At 61.7% G+C, this 18,796-nt stretch carries 11 protein-coding genes; 9 read left to right on the plus strand and 2 right to left on the minus strand.

Features of this window, described 5'->3' with window-relative positions; translation table 11 throughout:
* Positions 1-18 precede the first annotated feature (18 nt).
* The 8 genes from EV286_RS11595 (at position 19) to opgC (ending at position 15,188) form a co-directional block, all read left to right on the plus strand.
* A complete protein-coding gene (locus EV286_RS11595; protein WP_132957192.1) occupies positions 19-1,086 on the plus strand; it encodes an ABC transporter permease in 1,068 nt (355 codons plus the stop codon).
* Entirely contained in the window at positions 1,083-2,018 is a 936-nt protein-coding gene (locus EV286_RS11600; protein WP_132957193.1) for an ABC transporter permease, read from the plus strand. Before EV286_RS11595 ends, EV286_RS11600 begins: the two co-directional genes overlap by 4 nt.
* Positions 2,015-2,848 (plus strand): ABC transporter ATP-binding protein, encoded by an 834-nt coding sequence (locus EV286_RS11605; protein ID WP_132957194.1) that lies wholly within the window; start codon positions 2,015-2,017, stop codon positions 2,846-2,848. Before EV286_RS11600 ends, EV286_RS11605 begins: the two co-directional genes overlap by 4 nt.
* Positions 2,845-3,618 (plus strand): ABC transporter ATP-binding protein, encoded by a 774-nt coding sequence (locus EV286_RS11610; protein WP_132957195.1) that lies wholly within the window; start codon positions 2,845-2,847, stop codon positions 3,616-3,618. The genes EV286_RS11605 and EV286_RS11610 overlap by 4 nt, the downstream gene beginning before the upstream one ends.
* Before the next feature lie 122 nt (positions 3,619-3,740).
* Positions 3,741-3,929, plus strand: coding sequence for a hypothetical protein (locus EV286_RS31935; protein WP_165932828.1), 189 nt, complete (start codon positions 3,741-3,743; stop codon positions 3,927-3,929).
* A gap of 843 nt (positions 3,930-4,772) precedes the next feature.
* Complete coding sequence (locus EV286_RS11620; RefSeq protein ID WP_132957197.1) at positions 4,773-4,937, plus strand: DUF1328 domain-containing protein; 165 nt, start codon at positions 4,773-4,775, stop codon at positions 4,935-4,937.
* A gap of 413 nt (positions 4,938-5,350) precedes the next feature.
* The gene (locus EV286_RS11625; RefSeq protein WP_132957198.1) at positions 5,351-13,855 is read left to right on the plus strand and encodes a glucoamylase family protein; all 8,505 of its coding nucleotides are present in this window, start codon (positions 5,351-5,353) and stop codon (positions 13,853-13,855) included.
* Between the two features lie 97 nt (positions 13,856-13,952).
* Positions 13,953-15,188 (plus strand): OpgC domain-containing protein, encoded by a 1,236-nt coding sequence (gene opgC, locus EV286_RS11630; RefSeq protein ID WP_132957199.1) that lies wholly within the window; start codon positions 13,953-13,955, stop codon positions 15,186-15,188.
* Between the two features lie 99 nt (positions 15,189-15,287).
* Here opgC and EV286_RS11635 read toward each other — a convergent pair whose 3' ends face one another.
* A complete protein-coding gene (locus EV286_RS11635) occupies positions 15,288-15,638 on the minus strand; it encodes a VOC family protein (protein ID WP_132957200.1) in 351 nt (116 codons plus the stop codon).
* A 190-nt stretch (positions 15,639-15,828) separates the two neighbouring features.
* A complete protein-coding gene (locus EV286_RS11640) occupies positions 15,829-17,598 on the minus strand; it encodes a glucan ABC transporter ATP-binding protein/ permease (RefSeq protein ID WP_132957201.1) in 1,770 nt (589 codons plus the stop codon).
* A gap of 338 nt (positions 17,599-17,936) precedes the next feature.
* On the opposite strand from EV286_RS11640, the gene EV286_RS11645 reads away from it, so the two are divergent.
* Positions 17,937-18,680: an autoinducer binding domain-containing protein gene (locus tag EV286_RS11645; protein WP_132957202.1), complete on the plus strand. Its 744-nt coding sequence runs from the start codon at positions 17,937-17,939 to the stop codon at positions 18,678-18,680.
* Positions 18,681-18,796: the final 116 nt, after the last annotated feature.

Below are 18,796 nucleotides of genomic sequence, written 5' to 3' on the forward strand. Positions count from 1 at the left end.
TCCGGCAGGATTAGTGCCGTGACCGTACTCGAAACCAGACAGGAAGCACGGCCCCGAAAGGGCCGTGCCGCTTCCTTTGCCAAGGCGACCGGTCGTTTTCTGTTTGCCGCCGTCACCACCTATCTCGGCCTCTTGGCCGTCACCTTCTTCATCGGCCGCGTCGTGCCGATCGATCCAGTGCTCGCCATCCTCGGCGACCGCGCGCCGACCCATGTCGTCGAGCGCGTGCGCGAGGAAATGGGCTTCAACCTGCCGCTTTACCAGCAGTTCTACATCTATCTGAAGGGCATCCTCTCCGGAGACTTCGGCAATTCGGTGCTGACGACGAACCCTGTCATGACCGATATCCGCCGCGTCTTCCCGGCCACCATCGAGCTCGCAACGCTTGGAACGATCATCGGCGCAGCGATCGGCGTGCCCCTCGGTGTGCTTGCGGCCGTCCGTCGTGGCAGCTTCACCGATCAGGTGGTTCGCGTCATCGGCCTCGTCGGCTACTCCGTGCCGATCTTCTGGCTCGCTCTGATCGCGCTCGTTATCTTCTACGCCAAGCTGCGGTGGGTCGCTTTCCCGGGCCGCATCGACATTGTCTATGAATACAGTTTCACGCCGGTCACCGGCTTCTATCTCCTGGACAGCGCCATGCAGGGCCAGTGGGACGTCTTCTACGATGTCTTCCGGCACATCATCCTGCCGGCGTCGCTGCTCGGCTATTTCTCGCTCGCCTATATCAGCCGCATGACGCGCAGCTTCATGCTGAACGAGCTCTCCCAGGAATATATCGTCGCGGCCCGCGCCAAGGGTCTGTCGGAGACGCGGGTGATCTGGACGCATGCACTGCGCAATGCAGCAGTCCCGCTCGTCACGGTCATCGCGCTTTCCTATGCCGGGCTTCTCGAGGGATCCGTCCTGACGGAGACGGTCTTTTCCTGGCCGGGGATCGGCCTTTACATCACCAATTCGCTGCAGAACGCGGACATGAACGCGGTGCTGGGCGGCACCATCGTCATCGGCACCGTCTTCATCGGCATCAACCTGCTGTCCGATCTGCTCTACCGGACGCTTGACCCGAGGACGCGCAGCAAATGACGGCTCCCGCTACACAACAGGCGCCGATGAGCCGCCGCGAATGGCTGCTTTCCGATCGTCCTCAATCGCGCATGCAGGCACGCCTCGGGCGTGCCTACATCACCTGGCGGCAATTCTCTGAGAATAGGCTGGCGCTGCTCGGCCTGGCGATCATCATCGCCCTCCTGCTGATTGCCGTCTTCGCCAACGTGCTGGCAACCCATTCGCCGGTTATCGGCGACCTGAAAAATGCCAGGCTTCTGCCGCCGGGCACGGACGGCTATCTCCTCGGCACCGACGATCAGGGCCGCGACATCTATTCGCGCCTCATCTACGGCTCTCGGCTGACGCTGCTGGTCATCGTGCTTGTCGCGATCATCGCGGCACCCATTGGCCTCCTCATCGGCACGGTCTCTGGTTATGCCGGCGGCTGGGTAGATGCGACGCTGATGCGCATCACCGACATCTTCCTCGCCTTTCCGAAGCTGGTGCTCGCCCTCGCCTTCGTCGCCGCCCTCGGTCCGGGTATCCAGAACGCGATCATCGCGATCGCCATCACTTCATGGCCGCCCTATGCCCGCATAGCCCGCGCCGAGACGCTGACGGTTCGTCGTTCGGACTATATCTCCGCGGTGAGGCTGATGGGCGCATCGCCGCTGCGCATCGTCTTCCGGCACATCATGCCGCTCTGCATATCCTCGCTGATCGTCCGTGTCACGCTCGACATGGCTGGCATTATCCTGACGGCGGCGGGCCTCGGCTTCCTTGGCCTCGGCGCGCAGCCGCCGCTACCGGAATGGGGCGCGATGATCGCCTCCGGCCGCCGCTTCATCCTTGACCAATGGTGGGTCGCGGCCATGCCCGGTATTGCCATCCTGGTCGTCAGCCTCGGCTTCAACCTGCTCGGCGACGGCCTGCGTGACGCGCTCGATCCGAAGGAGAGCGGCCAATGAGCGCGCTTCTCACCGTCGAGAACCTCCGCGTCCGCTATCCGACGCGCACCGGTGTCATCGAGGCCGTGCGCGGTGTCTCCTTCACCCTTGGGCGCGAGCGGCTCGGCATCGTCGGCGAATCCGGCTCCGGCAAATCCCAGACCGGACGCGCGATCATGGGGCTCACCCAGTCTCACGGCATCGTCTCCGCCGATCGCCTCGATTTTGCTGGCATGGACCTGCTTGCCGCGTCGCCGAGCCAGCGACGTGCGCTACGCGGCAAGCGCATTGCCATGATCCTGCAGGACCCGAAATATTCACTCGATCCGGTGATGACGATCGGCCGTCAGATCTGCGAGACGCTGCGCACGCATGAGAAGGTCACGAAGGCGGAAGCGCGCGAACGGGCATTCGACATGCTGGAAGCCGTTCAGATCCGTGATCCGAAGCGCGTTTTCGACCTCCATCCGCATGAGGTTTCAGGCGGCATGGGCCAACGCGTCATGATAGCGATGATGGTGATCGCAGGGCCTGAACTGCTGATCGCGGACGAGCCGACCTCGGCGCTCGACGTCACCGTCCAACTCGAAGTGCTCGGTATCATGGACAAGCTCGTCGCCGAGCGCGGCATGGGCCTGATCTTCGTCTCGCACGATCTCAGGCTCGTTTCTTCCTTCTGCGACCGCGTCATCGTCATGTATGCCGGCAGGATCGTCGAGGAAATCGCCGCTTCCGAACTCGCCAACGCGAAGCACCCCTATACCCAAGGCCTCCTGAACTGCATGCCGCAGATCGGCGAGAGCCGTCATCCACTGCCGGTCCTTGACCGCAAGCCGGAGTGGCTTTCATGACAGCTGCGCTTGCCATAGACAATCTGAGCGTCGTCTACGACCATTTCCATGCGCTGAAGGATGTCGACATCGAGGTGTCGACCGGCGAATCCTTCGGCCTTGTCGGCGAATCCGGGTCAGGCAAATCCACGCTGCTGCGCGCTGTTGCAGGGCTTGCGCCGGTCAGCGGGGGCAGCATCAGCATCCATGAAGAACCGCTCGTCGGCTCCAGGCGCAGCAAGGCATTCTACCGGCGCGTCCAGATGGTCTTCCAGGATCCCTATGGCTCCCTGCATCCGCGCCAGACGGTCGACCGGCTGCTGCTCGAACCACTCGCAATCCATGGCATCGCCGACGGCGAGCGGCGCATTTCGCGTGCGCTTGACGAAGTCGGGCTCGGTAATGGCTTCCGCTTCCGCTATCCGCACCAGCTTTCCGGCGGCCAGCGCCAGCGCGTCGCGATTGCCCGCGCGCTCATCGTCGAACCTTCGATCCTGCTGCTCGACGAGCCGACCTCGGCGCTCGATGCTTCCGTCCAGGCGGAGGTGCTCAATCTCCTCGAGCAGATTCGCTCCGAGCGAAACCTGACATTCGTGATGGTAAGCCACGATCTCGGCGTGATCACGCATATGTGCGAGCGCCTGGCGGTGATGCGCAACGGCGCCGTCGTGGAACGGCTTTCCTCGGAGAACCTCGCAAAAGGTGCGCTTTCCGAGGAGTATACGCGCAATCTCATGCTGGCGAGCAAGGGATTCGTGCGTCGGGGAGCGCCCGCGGAAACCGTCAGCTGACCCGCCTTTTTCATGGTTAACGCCACCTTAAAAGACGACTAAAGCGATAGACTATTGACAGTCAACGTCGATCTGTCATGATCCTGTTAACGACTGTTAGCTTTCGTGATCAGGAGGTGAGGATGTTTTTCCAGGGCGGCATGACCATGGGCTACCTGATTCCTCCTGGCCGTCCGGAACACTTGCAACAGTCAAGCGTTGCTCTGCCGGAAGAGCAGAGTCGGCGTCAGATCACCACGAAGGAAACGCCCGCACCTCGCGAGAGCATTGCAGAACGGTCGCTTCTTTGGGCGTGGCGGATCTTGTGCTGAGCTTATCTCCCGCTGCCTAGCGAAGGTCAAATTTTCTCCCAGCCGAGTGGTTGAGGGAAATTTATCTCTACCTATCAGATAGAGAATATATAGACTGTCGATAAAGGTGCTTCCGGCTCGCCGGGCACATAAAAAACAAGGACAATGGAGGCAACACATGGCGGATCTAGGTATCTCGAGTGCTCATGTAAACCGTTATCATGGTTCTTCGTCCAGCCGCCGTGCAGGTGCTCAGGCAACGGCCCGGGAGCGGTTCCGTACAGTATTTCACGTAGCGCTTTTTTCTGGTGCGTTTCTTTTCGTCACCGCGATTGTTTGCGGTCTCGTCGGCTAAGGGCGCCTTTGCCCCCTAATGGCCCTGGATGCCCGGCATAGATGACCGGGCCGAATAGCGGTTGAGCCGCAAATTTCCACACTGATCCAAAACGGTTTCGGTCCCGTTCCTGAGGCTCGCAAGATTTTCGCGCGAGCATCCCGGGAACAATCAGCCTTTGACGACATTCCTTCTTCAAGCAACTGTTGGAGGAAACAGATCATGAGAGGCATTTTACTCTGGCTGCTCGGTATCCCGATTCCGATCATCATTCTCCTTTACGTCTTTCACGTCGTTTGACGGTCAGGGCCGGAAACCTCGCAGTCCCACTATCGGGATCTGCGCTGTCGGCATTGAGCCGATCCCCTGAAAGTAGGCGTGTGGCACCAGCCACTTGATCCGCCGCCGGGCGCACGGGGCCTTCCCATGCGCCCTTCCTTTTACCCGTTGAATCGCAATGATTTTTTCAGGTTGATGGAACCAACCGCAAACACTCTTCGTTTAACGCTCATCAAAGTAAGGAGATCACAATGCTCTACTATGCGCTTGTATTCCTCGTGGTAGCGCTCATTGCCGGCGTCCTTGGTTTCGGCGGCGTGGCCGGAGTATCGGCATCGATCGCCCAGGTCCTTTTCTTCCTGTTCCTGGTGCTGTTCATCATATCCATCGTCGCACGCCTTATGCGTCGGGCGTGACGACACGAACAGTTCCAGGTTCAGGATCCGGCGGCCTTAAGAGCCGCCGGATTTTTCATGCGGCATGGCATTCCGCCGAGATTGCACCCTCACTCCACCCCATGACACTGCGCCGATGGGGCTAATATCCGTTCTCACCTAACCTCGCCCATCTTTATGCCTTGACTCGAATTGTCGGGATGGTGTCCAAGTTTTCGCCATTGCTTTGCGGATCGTGGCTAAAATTTGCCATGCTCCTGACCAAGCCACGTGCATTCTACGCTTAGATCTATTTGTCCCGTGAACGGTCCCGCGTCCGCCGTTTCCAGCCTGAGAAAGGTACGAAAAGGCTCATTCATGTGGCAGTCATGTTTGACGGTGCAAAAGGCTAGGCTCGACCGCCAATAAACCTGTTTGGATACAGAACCGACCCCATGTCTCTTGATTTGATGCCGAATACCACGCAGCGCGATACTGAGGCGAAGCAGATCGATCATAACGATTCGATCCGTTCCACTTACCTGACAATTGGAGACATGAAGGCGGTCGGGGAGTCCGTCGCCCTCGGTGAAGTCACGAGACTTCCTGCTTTCAAGGCCTTTGATTTCTTCGCGCGCCATCGGGAGAACGAAAAGGAGATCCTTCGGGTCTACCGCTCCACCGCCGCGGATGTCGAGGCCGGCGAAACCATCACGCCCGCTGCCGAATGGCTGCTCGACAATCATTATATTGTCGAAGAGGCGATCCAGGAGGTCCGGCGCGACTTTCCCCGGCGCTTCTATCGCGAGCTGCCGACGGTCGAGTTCGAAGGTACGCGCATACCGAGAACCATGGTGCTCGCCTGGCTCTACGTTGCCCATACGCATAGTACCGTATCGCACGAAAGCCTGACCGCGCTGGTCGATGGCTTCCAGGCGCATGAGACGCTGAAGATCGGCGAACTCTGGGCCCTTCCCTCGCTTGTTCGCTACATCCTGGTCGAGAATCTGCGGCGCATTTCCAGCCGCGTCGAGCGCAGCCGCTGGATGCGGCGCAAGGCGAATGAGGCGGCCGACGAACTGATCCGCCTCGGCGACCCGGCAAGATGCGCCGAATACCTGAAGACGCTCGAATCGCTCGCCAACGACAACACCTTCGCGACGCAGTTCCTCTATCGGCTGCGCGACGGCTCGCAGACATCGAGCCTCGCCATTTCCTGGCTCGACGAACGGCTCGAGCGCGCCGGCACGGACGCCGAAGAAACCACGATGGCGGAGCACAACCGGCTGTCGTCCGGCAACGTGACGATGGGCAACATCATCCGCAGCCTGCGCGAGATAGACGACACGGAATGGTCGGTCTGGGTCGAGGAAGTCAGCCACGTCGACAAGCTGCTTTGGGAGAAGACGGACTACGCGGCACTCGATTCAGGGTCGCGCAACACTTACCGAAAGCAGATCGAGCGGCTCGCCAAGCGATCGACGAAGACGGAGATGGAGACGACGCAGGTTGCCATCGACCTGACGGAGGCGGCACGCCAGTCAACGGAACCGCAGCCGCATGAGCCCAATGTCGGCGGCTTCCTCGTCGGCATGCACCGGCCGAAACTGGAGCAGGCGATCGGCTACCGCCCGACGATTATCCAGCGCTGCGTGCGGGTGGTGCGCAAGCTGAACTGGCTAGCTGTGGCAGCCCCCGTCGTGCTGCTCACAATCCTCGCTATGGCTCTCGTCGGCTGGTTCATGGTCCATGCCGGCATGGGCGCCGCCGAAACGATCGTCCTGCTTCTGATGTTCTCCCTTCCGGCATCAGAAGGAGCGACAGGCCTCTTCAATACGCTCGCCACCTTCTTCGTCATACCGACAAGGCTGGTCGGCTACGAATTCAAGCAAGGCATACCCGACGACGCCTGCACCTTGCTCGTCGTCCCCTGCCTGATCTCCAACCGCGACAGCGTCGACGAGCTGGTCCGCAATATCGAGGTCCATTATCTCGCCAATCCGCACGGAGAGATCTATTTCGCGCTTCTGAGCGACTGGCCGGATTCGAGCCTGGAGGAGAGCGACGCCGATCTCGAGGTGCTGGATTACGCCAAGCGGGAAATTGCCAATCTTTCGGCCCGCTACGCTTTTGATGGCAAGACGCGCTTCTATCTCCTGCACCGCCGCCGCCTCTACAACCCGTCCGAAGGTGTTTGGATGGGATGGGAACGCAAGCGTGGCAAGCTGCACGAGCTGAACATGCTGCTGCGCGGCGACAAGGACACGACCTATCTGCCGGGTGCCAACATGGTGCCCCCGAACGTCCAATATGTCATGACGCTCGACGCCGACACCCGCCTGATGCGCGACTCGGTCACCAAGCTCGTCGGCAAGCTCTATCACCCGATCAACCGACCCGTCATCAACGTCAAGACCGGCCGCGTCGAGAGCGGCTACGGCGTCCTCCAGCCGCGTGTGACGCCTTCGCTGACCACCGGCAAGGATGCTTCGGTCTTCCAGCGTGTCTTCTCGATCAATCGTGGTCTCGATCCTTACGTGTTCACCGTCTCGGACGTCTATCAGGACCTTGCCGGCGAAGGCACCTTCACGGGCAAGGGCCTCTATCACGTCGATGCCTTCGAGGCGTCGCTAAAGAGCCGGATCGACGAAAACTCCGTCCTCAGCCATGACCTTCTCGAAGGTTCCATGGCCCGCTGTGCTCTCGTGACCGACCTGGAGCTGGTCGAGGATTTCCCGATCCGCTACGAAGTGGAGGCCTCGCGTCAGCATCGCTGGGCCCGCGGCGACTGGCAGCTGTTGCCTTATATCCTTAATCCGGCACGCGGCGTCTCTGCCCTCGGCCGCTGGAAGATGTTCGACAACCTGCGCCGTTCGCTGACCCCGATCGCCTGGTTCTTCGCCTCGGTTCTCGGCTGGTACTTCATGGGACCGCTGGCGGCGCTCGTCTGGCAGATCCTGTTGATCTTCTGCCTGTTCGTGGCTCCGACCCTGTCGCTCATTTCCGGCATCGTGCCGCGCACCAGCGATATCGTGGCACGCGCGCATCTCTATACCGTCTGGTCGGACATCCGTGCCGCCAACGCGCAGGTTGCGCTGCGTATCGTCTTCATCGCCGATTCCGCCTGCATGATGGCCGACGCCATCGGCCGCTCGCTTTATCGCCTGCTCGTCAGCCGCAAGCTGATGCTGCAGTGGCGCACCGCCGCAAGCGTGCAGGCAAGCGCTCAGACCACGGTGCTCGGCTACTACCGCGTCATGTGGCACGCCCCGGCGCTGGCCCTCCTGGCGCTCGCCTTCGCAGCGCTTCCCGGCGACAACGCCTTCCTCGTCGGCATTCCCTTCGCCGTCTTGTGGATCCTCTCGCCGGCCGTTGCCTGGTACGTCAGCCAGTCGGCGGAGACTGAAGACCGGCTCGTCGTTCCCGAAAGCGTATCCTTCGAACTGCGCAAGATCGCCCGCAGGACGTGGCGCTATTTCGAGGCCTTCGTCGTTCCCGAGCAGAACTACCTGCCGCCGGACAACGTCCAGGAAACGCCCCACCAGACGGTGGCGACCCGTACCTCGCCCACCAACATCGGCGTCTACCTTCTGTCGGTCGTCTCTGCGCGTCATTTCGGCTGGATTTCCTTCGAGGAGACCATCGAACGCCTGGAACAGACGATCACGACCGTTGAACGCATGGAGAAGTTCCGCGGGCACCTGCTGAACTGGTACCATACCGACAGCCTGCAGCCCCTCGGCCCGCGCTATGTCTCGGCCGTCGACAGCGGCAACCTTGCGGGCCACCTGATCGCCGTTTCGTCGGCCTGCCGAAACTGGGCCGAGGCGCCCTCGGCACACATGCAGGGCAATCTCGATGGCATCGGCGACATTTCCGGCATCCTGCAGGAAGTGCTCGACGCCCTGCCGGACGACCGCAAGACCGTGCGCCCGCTGCGCCGCCGCCTCGAGGAGCGCATCATCGGCTTCCAGAATGCGCTCGCCGCCGTAAAGCGCGAGCATGAATTCGCCTCGATCCGCATCATCAATCTTTCGGTGCTTGCGCGCGACATCGAGAAGCTTGCCGCCAACCTCGACCACGAGGTCAAGTCGTCCCAGAGCGGCGAAGTGACCCGCTGGGCCGCCTCGCTCATCAAGGCCTGCGAAGCACACATCGCCGACAGCGTCTTTGATCTTGCCAACATCGACGCACTTCGCCCCCGCCTCGCCGCCTTGCGCGATCGCGCCCGCGACCTGGCCTTCTCGATGGATTTCGGCTTCCTCTTCCGCCCGGAACGTCGCCTGCTTTCGATCGGCTTCCGTGTCGACAGCGGTGAGCTCGACCTTGCCTGCTACGACCTGCTCGCTTCCGAGGCGCGCCTGACCAGCCTGTTTGCCATCGCCAAGGGTGATCTGCCGACCGAGCACTGGTATCGTCTCGGCCGCCAGGTCGTGCCTGTCGGTTCGCGCGGCGCGCTTATCTCCTGGTCGGGCTCCATGTTCGAATACCTGATGCCGCCGCTCGTCATGCAGGAGCGCCAGGGCGGCATCCTCAACCAGACCAACAATCTGATCGTCATCGAACAGATGAATTACGCGCGCCGTCTGGGCATTCCGTGGGGCATCTCTGAAGCAGCCTTCAACGCCCGCGACCATCAGCTGAACTACCAGTACACCAATTTCGGCGTGCCTTCGCTCGGCCTGAAGCGCGGACTGGGACAAAATGCGGTGATCGCACCCTACGCCTCGCTGCTCGCCAGCCAGTACGATCCGGAAGGTGCGCTGGAAAACCTGCAGCGCCTGCGCAAACTCGGCGCCCTCGGCAGGTACGGCTTCCACGACGCGGTCGATTTCACGCCGACCCGCGTTCCGGAAGGCAAGAGAAGCGCAGTCGTCTACAACTACTACGCACACCACCACGGCATGTCGATTGCAGCGGTTGCGAACGTCGCCTTCAACGGCCACCTGCGCGAGCTCTTCCACTCCGATCCTGTGATCGAGGCTGCCGAGCTTCTGCTGCAGGAAAAGGCGCCGCGCGACATCCCGGTCATGAGCGCCAAGCACGAATCCGACGCTCCGGCGAGCATCCAGGACGACTTGCTGCGTGCTGAAGTTCGCAAGATCAACGATCCCGCCATGCAGGACCGCGAGCTCGTCTTCCTGTCGAACGGCCATTATTCCACTATGTTGACGGCGACCGGTGCCGGCTATTCGCGATGGAACGGCCAGTCCGTTTCTCGCTGGAAGCCGGATCCCACGGAAGATCGGTGGGGAAGCTTCGTCTTCCTGCGCGATACCGCCACGAACGAATGGTGGTCGGCGGCGGCAGAACCGCGCAGTATTGCAGGCGAGAAGGTCAAGGTCCTCTTCACCGATGACAAGGCGGAGTTCACCAAGACCGTCGGCGACCTGACAAGCGAGATGGAATGCATCGTCGCCACCGAACACGATGCCGAAGGCCGCCGCGTGACCCTACTCAACATGGGCGCCGAAGACCGCTTCATCGAGGTCACCTCCTATCTGGAGCCAGTGATCACCACTGATGACACCGACAATGCGCATCCGGCCTTCGCGCGTATGTTCGTGAAGACCGAGATCGGCCGTCGCGGTGACGTGATCAGGGCAGAGCGCAACAAGCGCGATCCGAACGAACCCGACATGGTGATCGCCCACCTCATTGTCGACAACGCCGGAACGACCCGTCACACCGAGTTCGAGACCGATCGGCGCCGGTTCCTGGGTCGCGGCAGGACCCTTGCGGAAGCGGCAGCCTTCGATCCGGGCGCAACGCTCTCCGGAACCGACGGCTTCACGCTCGATCCGGTATTTTCGCTGCGCCGCACCGTGCGGGTGCCCGCCGGCAAGAAGGTCAGCGTGATCTTCTGGACGATCGCTGCGCCCGGCCGCAACGAATTGGACAAGGCGATAGACCGCTACCGCCATCCGGATGCCTTCAGCCACGAACTCGTCCACGCCTGGACGCGTACGCAGGTGCAGATGCGCCATGTCGGCGTGACTTCGCAGCAGGCGGCCGCGTTCCAGAACCTTGCGCGCTATCTCGTCTATCCCGACATGCATCTTCGCGCCGATGGCGCAACCGTCCTGGCCGGGCTTCAGTCGCAATCCGCCCTGTGGCCGCTTGCGATATCCGGCGATTTCCCGATCTTCATGTTGCGCATCAATGATGACATGGACCTCGAAATCGCCCGCGAGGCGTTGCTCGCGGCAGAGTACCTGCGCTCGCGCGGCGTCACCGCCGATCTCGTCATCATGAACGAGCGCGCGTCCTCCTATGCGCAGGACATGCAGCATGCGCTCGACGCCATGTGCGAGAACGTCCGTCGCCTCGGCCAGGCCGACGGCCTGCGCCAGCATATCTTCGCGGTGCGCAAGGATCTGATGGAGGAATCGACCTATCACGCGCTGATGGCCGCCTCGCGCGCCACCTTCCACGCGCGCAACGGCAAGATCGTCGACCAGATCAACCGCGCGGCTTCGCTGGTGGCACCGGCAAAGCAGGTTGAACAGGCCGTCGAGGAAACGCGCCGTCCGGCGCCTATTCTTTCCGACGCTCGCACCTTCGCGGCCGCCTCCTTCGAGGAAGCCGGCGACCTCGACTTCTGGAATGGCTATGGCGGCTTCGCAAGAGACGGGCACGAATACACCGTTCGCCTGTTTGGAGGACAGTCGACCCCGCATCCGTGGATCAACGTGATTTCGAACGAGAACTTCGGTTTCCATGTCTCCGCGGAAGGCTCCGGCTTCACCTGGAGTCGTAACTCGCGCGATTTCCAGCTGAGCGCATGGACGAACGATCCTGTCATCAACCGTCCGGGCGAGGCGATCTATGTGGCCGACGTCGAAAGCGGTGCGGTGCTGACACCCTTTGCTGCGCTTTCGCGCAATCCCGCCACGCGCTTCGAAGCGCGCCACGGGCTGGGCTACTCGGTCTTCTCCAGCGTTCAGGACGATATCGCACTTGAGCTGACTCAGACCGTCGATCGCAAGCGGCCTGTGAAACTCCAGCGGCTGCGACTGCGCAACACCGGCCAACGTGCCCGACGCCTGCGCCTCTACGGCTATGTCGAATGGATTCTCGGCAGCAATCCACAGAGGACGGTGCCCTTCATCGTCTCCACGCAGGACGAGGAATCCGGCGCCCTGATGGCCCGCAACCCCTACAGCATCGACTATTTCGGCCGCGTCTCCTTCTTCGCGGCGAGCGAAAAACCTGCGAGCGTGACGTCCAGCCGACGCGAATTCATCGGGCGTTTCGGCACTATCCAGCTGCCGCAGTCCGTCGCTTCCGCCGCGCCGCTTTCCGGCTCGCTGGAGATCGACGGCGACCCGTGCGCGGGCCTTGCGATCGACATCGTCCTGGCTCCCGAGGAAGAACGCGACATCTGCTTCTTCCTCGGCGATACTGGATCGACGGAGGAGGCACAGGCTCTGATCGCGGATATCCGCAAGGATGACTTCGACGCCATCCTGCAGGCCAATCGCAGCTTCTGGGAAGGCTTCACGGGCCGTCTGCGTATATCGACGCCGGATCAGGCGCTGAACCACATGGTCAATGTCTGGCTGCCCTATCAGGCGCTGGCCTGCCGCATCATGGCTCGCACGGCCTTCTACCAGGCGAGCGGCGCTTTCGGTTTCCGTGACCAGCTTCAGGATACGCTGGCCTTCCTGCTGCATGATCCGAAGCTTGCCCGCAACCAGATCCTGAATGCCGCCTCGCGCCAGTTCCGCGAAGGCGACGTCCAGCACTGGTGGCTGCCGGGTACCGGTGCCGGCGTGCGGACGCATATTTCCGACGACGTTGTGTGGCTTGCCTATGCGATCCACGAATATTGCACGACGACCGGCGACAAGGCCCTCCTCGACGAGCAGCTCGCTTTCCTGGAAGGCGCGCCGCTTCTGCCGGGACAGCACGATTCCTTCTATCGACCCGAGCTCTCGGAAGACAAGGCGAGCCTTTACGAGCACGCCGCTGTCGCCCTTGATCTCGCAATCGACCGCAAGGGTGAGAACGGGTTGCCGCTCTTCCTCGGCGGCGACTGGAACGATGGCATGAACCGCGTCGGCCTCCAGGGTCGCGGCACGAGCGTCTGGCTCGGCTGGTTCCTTGCCGGCGCACTGCGCAGCTTCACTCCCTATGCCAGGGAGCGCGGCGACCAGGGTCGCGTCGACCGCTGGACCGCGCATCTCGATGTGTTGAAGAAGGCGCTCGAGACTGCCGGTTGGGACGGCGGCCACTATCGGCGTGGCTACTTCGACGATGGCAGTCCGCTCGGCTCGAAGGAGAGCCTCGAGTGCCAGATCGATTCCATCGCCCAGTCCTGGAGCGTGCTGTCAGGCGAAGGCGATCCCGCTCGCGCCACGACGGCGATGAACGCGGTGCTTTCGCAGCTGGTCGATCAGGAGGCGGGCATCATCCGTCTCTTCACGCCTCCTTTCGCCAACTCGAACAGGGACCCGGGTTACATCAAGGCCTATCCGCCGGGCGTGCGCGAAAACGGCGGACAGTACACCCATGCGGCCACCTGGGTCGTCATGGCGCTGGCTGAACTCGGCCGGGGCGACGACGCCTGGAGATGCTTCAAGCTCCTGAACCCGATAAACCACGCGCACAACCGGGCCGCCGCCGATCTCTACCGCGTCGAGCCATATGCGATCGCGGCTGATGTCTACGGCCATGGCGACCTTACGTCGCGGGGCGGCTGGACCTGGTACACGGGCTCGGCCGGCTGGCTCTATCGCGCGGCCGTCGAGGGTCTCCTTGGCATCCGCGTCAAGGACGGCCGGCTCCATGTTCGCCCAGCCATCCCCGGGGAGTGGGATGGCTTTGCCGCCGAACTCCAGCTTGCAGGACGGGAATACCGCATTTCCGTCTCAAAATCGCCCGACCCGGCCGGCTATAGTCTGACCGTCAACGGCACTTTCGTCTCCAATCCTGGAGACGGTTTCCCGATCGGTTAGCGTCACTTTCCAGCGCTGAATTCCTATCGATCGCAGCGGCCAGAGGGGGAACCCTTTGGCCGCAGGTGCATTCATTGACCGGAACAGGAGATGACGAATGGCAAAAACCATTGGCCAGCCCACTGCCGCTGCCCAGAATAGCCTCCAGATCGGGACGAATGCGGCACGCGACACTCGGCTCGACGTGCTTCGCGGACTGGCTCTCATAACAATTTTCATCAATCACGTACCCGGTCAGCTCTTCGAATATCTGACCACCAAGAATTTCGGCTTCTCGGATGCCGCCGAGGCCTTTGTGCTTATTTCCGGCATTTCCGTCGGCCTCGCCTACGGCCGGCGTTTCCGGCCGGGCGAGCGCTTGACGACGGCCATCAAGGCGGCAAGACGCGCCTTTACCCTCTATCTCGCCCACATGATCACGACCTTCATAACGCTGGCCTTGTTCATCTGCGGGGCGTGGCTGTTCCAGCGGCCGGGCCTCCTGGTCGAGATCAATATCCTGGCCGTACTGACCAATCTCAAGGATGGCATCCCGGCGCTGCTGCTGCTGGGGCATCAGATCGGCTACAACAACATCCTGCCCATGTATGGTGCGCTCCTGTTGATGGTGCCGATCATGCTCGGGCTGAGATCGATCAGCCCGCTGCTGCTGCTGACCGTCTCGGGTGGTCTCTGGCTTTTCGCCGGCATCTATCGCGTCGCGCCGCACAACATGCTGATCTCGGGCGATTGGTTCCTCAACCCGCTCTCCTGGCAGTTCCTCTTTGCGATCGGCATCGTCGCCGTGATGCATGTCCGCGAGGGTGGACGCCTTCCACAGCACCCGATCCTCTTCATCCTTGCGACCGGCTACGTCACGCTTTCCTTGGTCTGGGTCACCGGACAGCTCTGGAGCGCCGGAGAGAGCCTCGCCGCACTGGGCCTGCCTGTCGTCATAACCGGCTTCGACAAGACCTTCCTGTCGCTGCCGCGCCTGCTGCACGTGCTGTCGCTCGCTTATCTCGTCGTCAGCATTCCGAGCCTCTCGAGGCTCCTGCGCCGACCGCCCGGCAATCCGCTTGCCGTCCTCGGCCGGCATTCGCTGAGCATATTCGTCGCAGGTACCATCCTTGCGATGGTCGGCCAGGTGGCGCTCTACATCACCAACAAGAACCCATTTGTCGGCCCGCTCTTCGTCATCGCAGGGATCATGGTCCAGCTCGCCTATGCCTCCTATCTGGAGCAGAAGCGTGCCGTCAGCCGCGGCGAGCGGCCGCTTGGCGGCGAACCAGGCGCCGTCACCGTTCCGGTCCGGGTCGACGAAGGTCGCCGCTTCGACCGGCCGCGCCGGTAATGCAGGCGCCCAAGGTCTGAGGCAGGCACTCTCGATCTGATCCAGCCAGCCCCCTATGCCGCCGTCCCGCACCAGCCGGACGGCGGTTTTCTTTGCCCCTCAGCGATGAACAAGAATGTTGATGAGCTTGCCGAAGGGGTCGCGCACGTAGAAGCGCCTGACACCCCAGGGCTCGTTGGTGGGCCCGTACTCGATCCGGAACCCTGCCGTCCGCATTGCTCCAAGGACGCCCTCCAGGTCGTCCACCTCAATCGAGATGTCCGGTACCACGGTTCCCGATCCGCCCTCGGTGGCAATGCTCACTTGGACAGAGGCAATGCGGCCGGAGCCGAAGGTGGCAATCCAGCCAAGATCCATCAGAAGGTCGAGACCCAGGATGTCCTGATAGAACTGTTTGGCCGCGGCGATGTCCGGCGCGGCGATATTGGCTACGATACGCCTGACGGCCATCTCACTCCCTCCTCTAGCGTCGCGGTATTCTTCCCGAGACAGCTTGATCCGAAAAGCTCTGCATCGGCGCGCTTCCGTGGCTCAGCCTCAGAAGTATCGCCCGCGAGGCGGAAAGCACAATCAAAAAGCCGGGAGAGCATTGCTCCCCCGGCGCATGGTGGTCTGATATTCGATGTGTACCGTCGCCGGATCAGGCGGCTTCGGTTTCCGCCGTATGCGCCTTGCGGACTTCGTCGTCCGTCAGGATGCCGCTTGCGCGCAGCAGGGCTGCAAACCGGCCATTGCTCTGGCTGAGTTCCGTGAAGCTGCCCTTCTCGACGATCCGGCCGCTGTCCAGGAAGAGGACCATGTCGGCCTCGCGCACGGTCGACAGACGGTGTGCGATAATGAATGTCGTGCGATTCTGGCGCAGGTTGTCGATAGCCGCCTTGACGCGGTTCTCGGTCTCCACGTCAAGCGCGGAGGTTGCCTCGTCGAGCACCAGGATCGGTGCGTTCTTTAGGATCGCGCGGGCGATGGCGATGCGCTGGCGCTCGCCGCCCGACAGACGGTTGCCGCGCTCGCCGACCGGCGTGTTGTAGCGGTCTTCGCGGCTCTCGATGAAGTCGCATGCCGCCGCAGCCTCTGCCGCCCGCATGATATCCTCCTCGGTGGCACCTTCGCGGCCGAGGCAGATGTTCTCGCTGATCGAGCGGTTCAGGAGACCGGCATCCTGGAACACGGTTGCGATATGCCGGCGCAGCGACTTGCGCGTGACCGACGTGATATCCACGCCATCAACCAGGATCTGGCCGTTCTGCGGATCGTAGACGCGCTGGAGCAGATTGACGAGCGTCGTCTTGCCTGCACCCGTCGGGCCGACGATGGCAACAGTCTGGCCAGCCTTGACCGAGAAGTTAACGTCATGGACACCCTGCGACGTGTTGGCGAAGCCGAAGGAGACGTTGCGGAACTCGACGGCGCCCTTGACCTCGTTGAGTTCGCCGCTGCCGGCGGGCTCCTCGCGCTCACGGACCGAGTCCTCGAGCGCGTAGAAGTCCTCGAGCTTGGAGCGTGCCTCGAATATCTGGGTCGCGAACTGGCGCATCAGGTCGAGCCGGGCGATCAGCAGGTTTGCGAAGCCGATGAAGGCGATGACCTCGCCGACGCGCAGTTCGCCAGCCTGGACAAGCACGGTACCGATGATCAGCACGACCATCATGGCGATCGTCGATGCCATGCGGTTGAGCGCACTTGCAATCGCCCACCAATCAAGAACAGGATACTGGGCCGCCAGCAGACGGTCGGCAAACGACCTCAGAGCGCTGGTTTCAGCTTCGATGCGGTTGTAGCTGTGCAGGACCGAAACGTTGCTGATCGCGTCGCTCACATGCGAGAAAACGGTGTGATAATGCCTTTCGACCGAAGCCTGGCCATCCTTGGTGCGGCTCATGACGACGCGCCCGATGATCCAGTAGGCAATGCCGAGCAGGATCAGGACGGCAGAAAGGCGGAGATCCATCGCCAGGGCCGTCGGTACCAGCAAGACCAACGCGATGGCCGTGGAAAGATGGTTGCGCATGAATTCCAGCCAAAGGCCGAACAGCGTCTCGCAGGCGCGCAGCAGCGTGTGCAGCGCATTCGACGTGCCGCGCTGATGGTGCCAGGCGAGCGGCATGGAAATGATGCGGCCGAAAGCCTCTGTCAGCAGGGTCGCGCGGCGACCATGCGCAAGGCGGTCGGCCTCACGCGCCACGAGCACGAAGGCTATCGTGTTGAAGACGGCAAAACCGGCCCACATGATGAGGATCGGCTTGACCTCGCCCTTGCCCGAAATGGCATCGATGATGCGGCCGAACAGGATAGGCTCGGCGATCGTGATGGCGGCCAGGATGATGTTCGCGATCACGACCACGGATACCCGGAGCTTGTACGCGCCAAGATACCTCAAAGCTCTTGCATAGACCTTGAACAGTGACACTTCGATACCTCTTGTGCATCTGCGAAATTCCGATGGTGCGATGCTACAATTTGTTACCTGAACCTGCGATTAACGAATTGGCTTGCCCAGGCTCCCGGTAAAAAAATTGAGGATGGCGCTCGCTCGCACTGAGCGAATGACAGTATCGGAGCTACAATGGTTGTGTACAGGAAGCCGACCTGCTACCGCAGGGCAATTGCTGGGATGTAGGATGTTAATGTATAGCTAGCTATAAAAATTTTGACCGAGAAAGTATACTTTTGTGCCGTCGGGCGTGGGGCTGCTTTGACGGCGATGTCGCGGGCGGACGAAAAAGCGCAATCCAGTAGGGGGTATATGTGAATATCCATTCCTTGATACAATTGCTTGTCGTGGTTGAGGAGTGCAACACGGCGGAGAAGCTGGTGGCGGAGCTGGAGCGCGTCATCAGGTCGTACAAGTTTGATTTCTATGGCCTCCTGAGGCAGCCCAAGCCGAACACCGACCCAATGAGCCTTGTGCTTGCCGGCCGCTGGCCGGAGAAATGGCCCCAGGTCTATATCTCCAAGAAATACGTGGTCATCGATCCGACCATCCGCTATCTCGCCCGTGCCCAGCGCCCTTTCCGCTGGCGGGACACGGTGGTTGCCTTCCGCACGGACCCGCATCGCCGGCGCATGGAGCAGATGATGATCGATGCGCGCAATCACGGGTTGATCGACGGCTACATCTTCCCGATCCACGGCCGCAACGGCCTGCTTGGCAACATGACGATCGGCGGCGGGACCGTGGTCGATCTCTCTCCGGCGGAAACGACGCTCTTCGATGCGGTCGCCAAGAAGGTCTTCTGGCGGATGCTCGACCTTCGCGGCGAGTCCGCGATCATGGAGGATGCCTCCGCCATCGACACGCAGCTCACCCGTCGCGAGATGGAGATTCTGCACTATCTCGCCGACGGCCTGACCTCGATGGAAATCAGCAAGCTCCTGAAGATTTCGAACCACACCGTCGATTGGTACATGAACGGCATCCAGGACAAGCTCAAGGCAAAGAACAGGCAGCAGGTGGTGGCCTTCGCTTTCCGTTACGGGCTGATTTCATAGCCGCTAAAACAAAATCGCGGAGCGCGGCAGGGGGAAATTGAACTTTCCGTGACAAGGCGCTAAAAATTTCCTTCGCGGGTGCAGCAAACCACATTCCGCGTCGCGAGGAGAGCGTC

Source organism: Rhizobium sp. BK251 (assembly GCF_004345245.1).
Classification (GTDB): Bacteria; Pseudomonadota; Alphaproteobacteria; order Rhizobiales; family Rhizobiaceae; genus Rhizobium.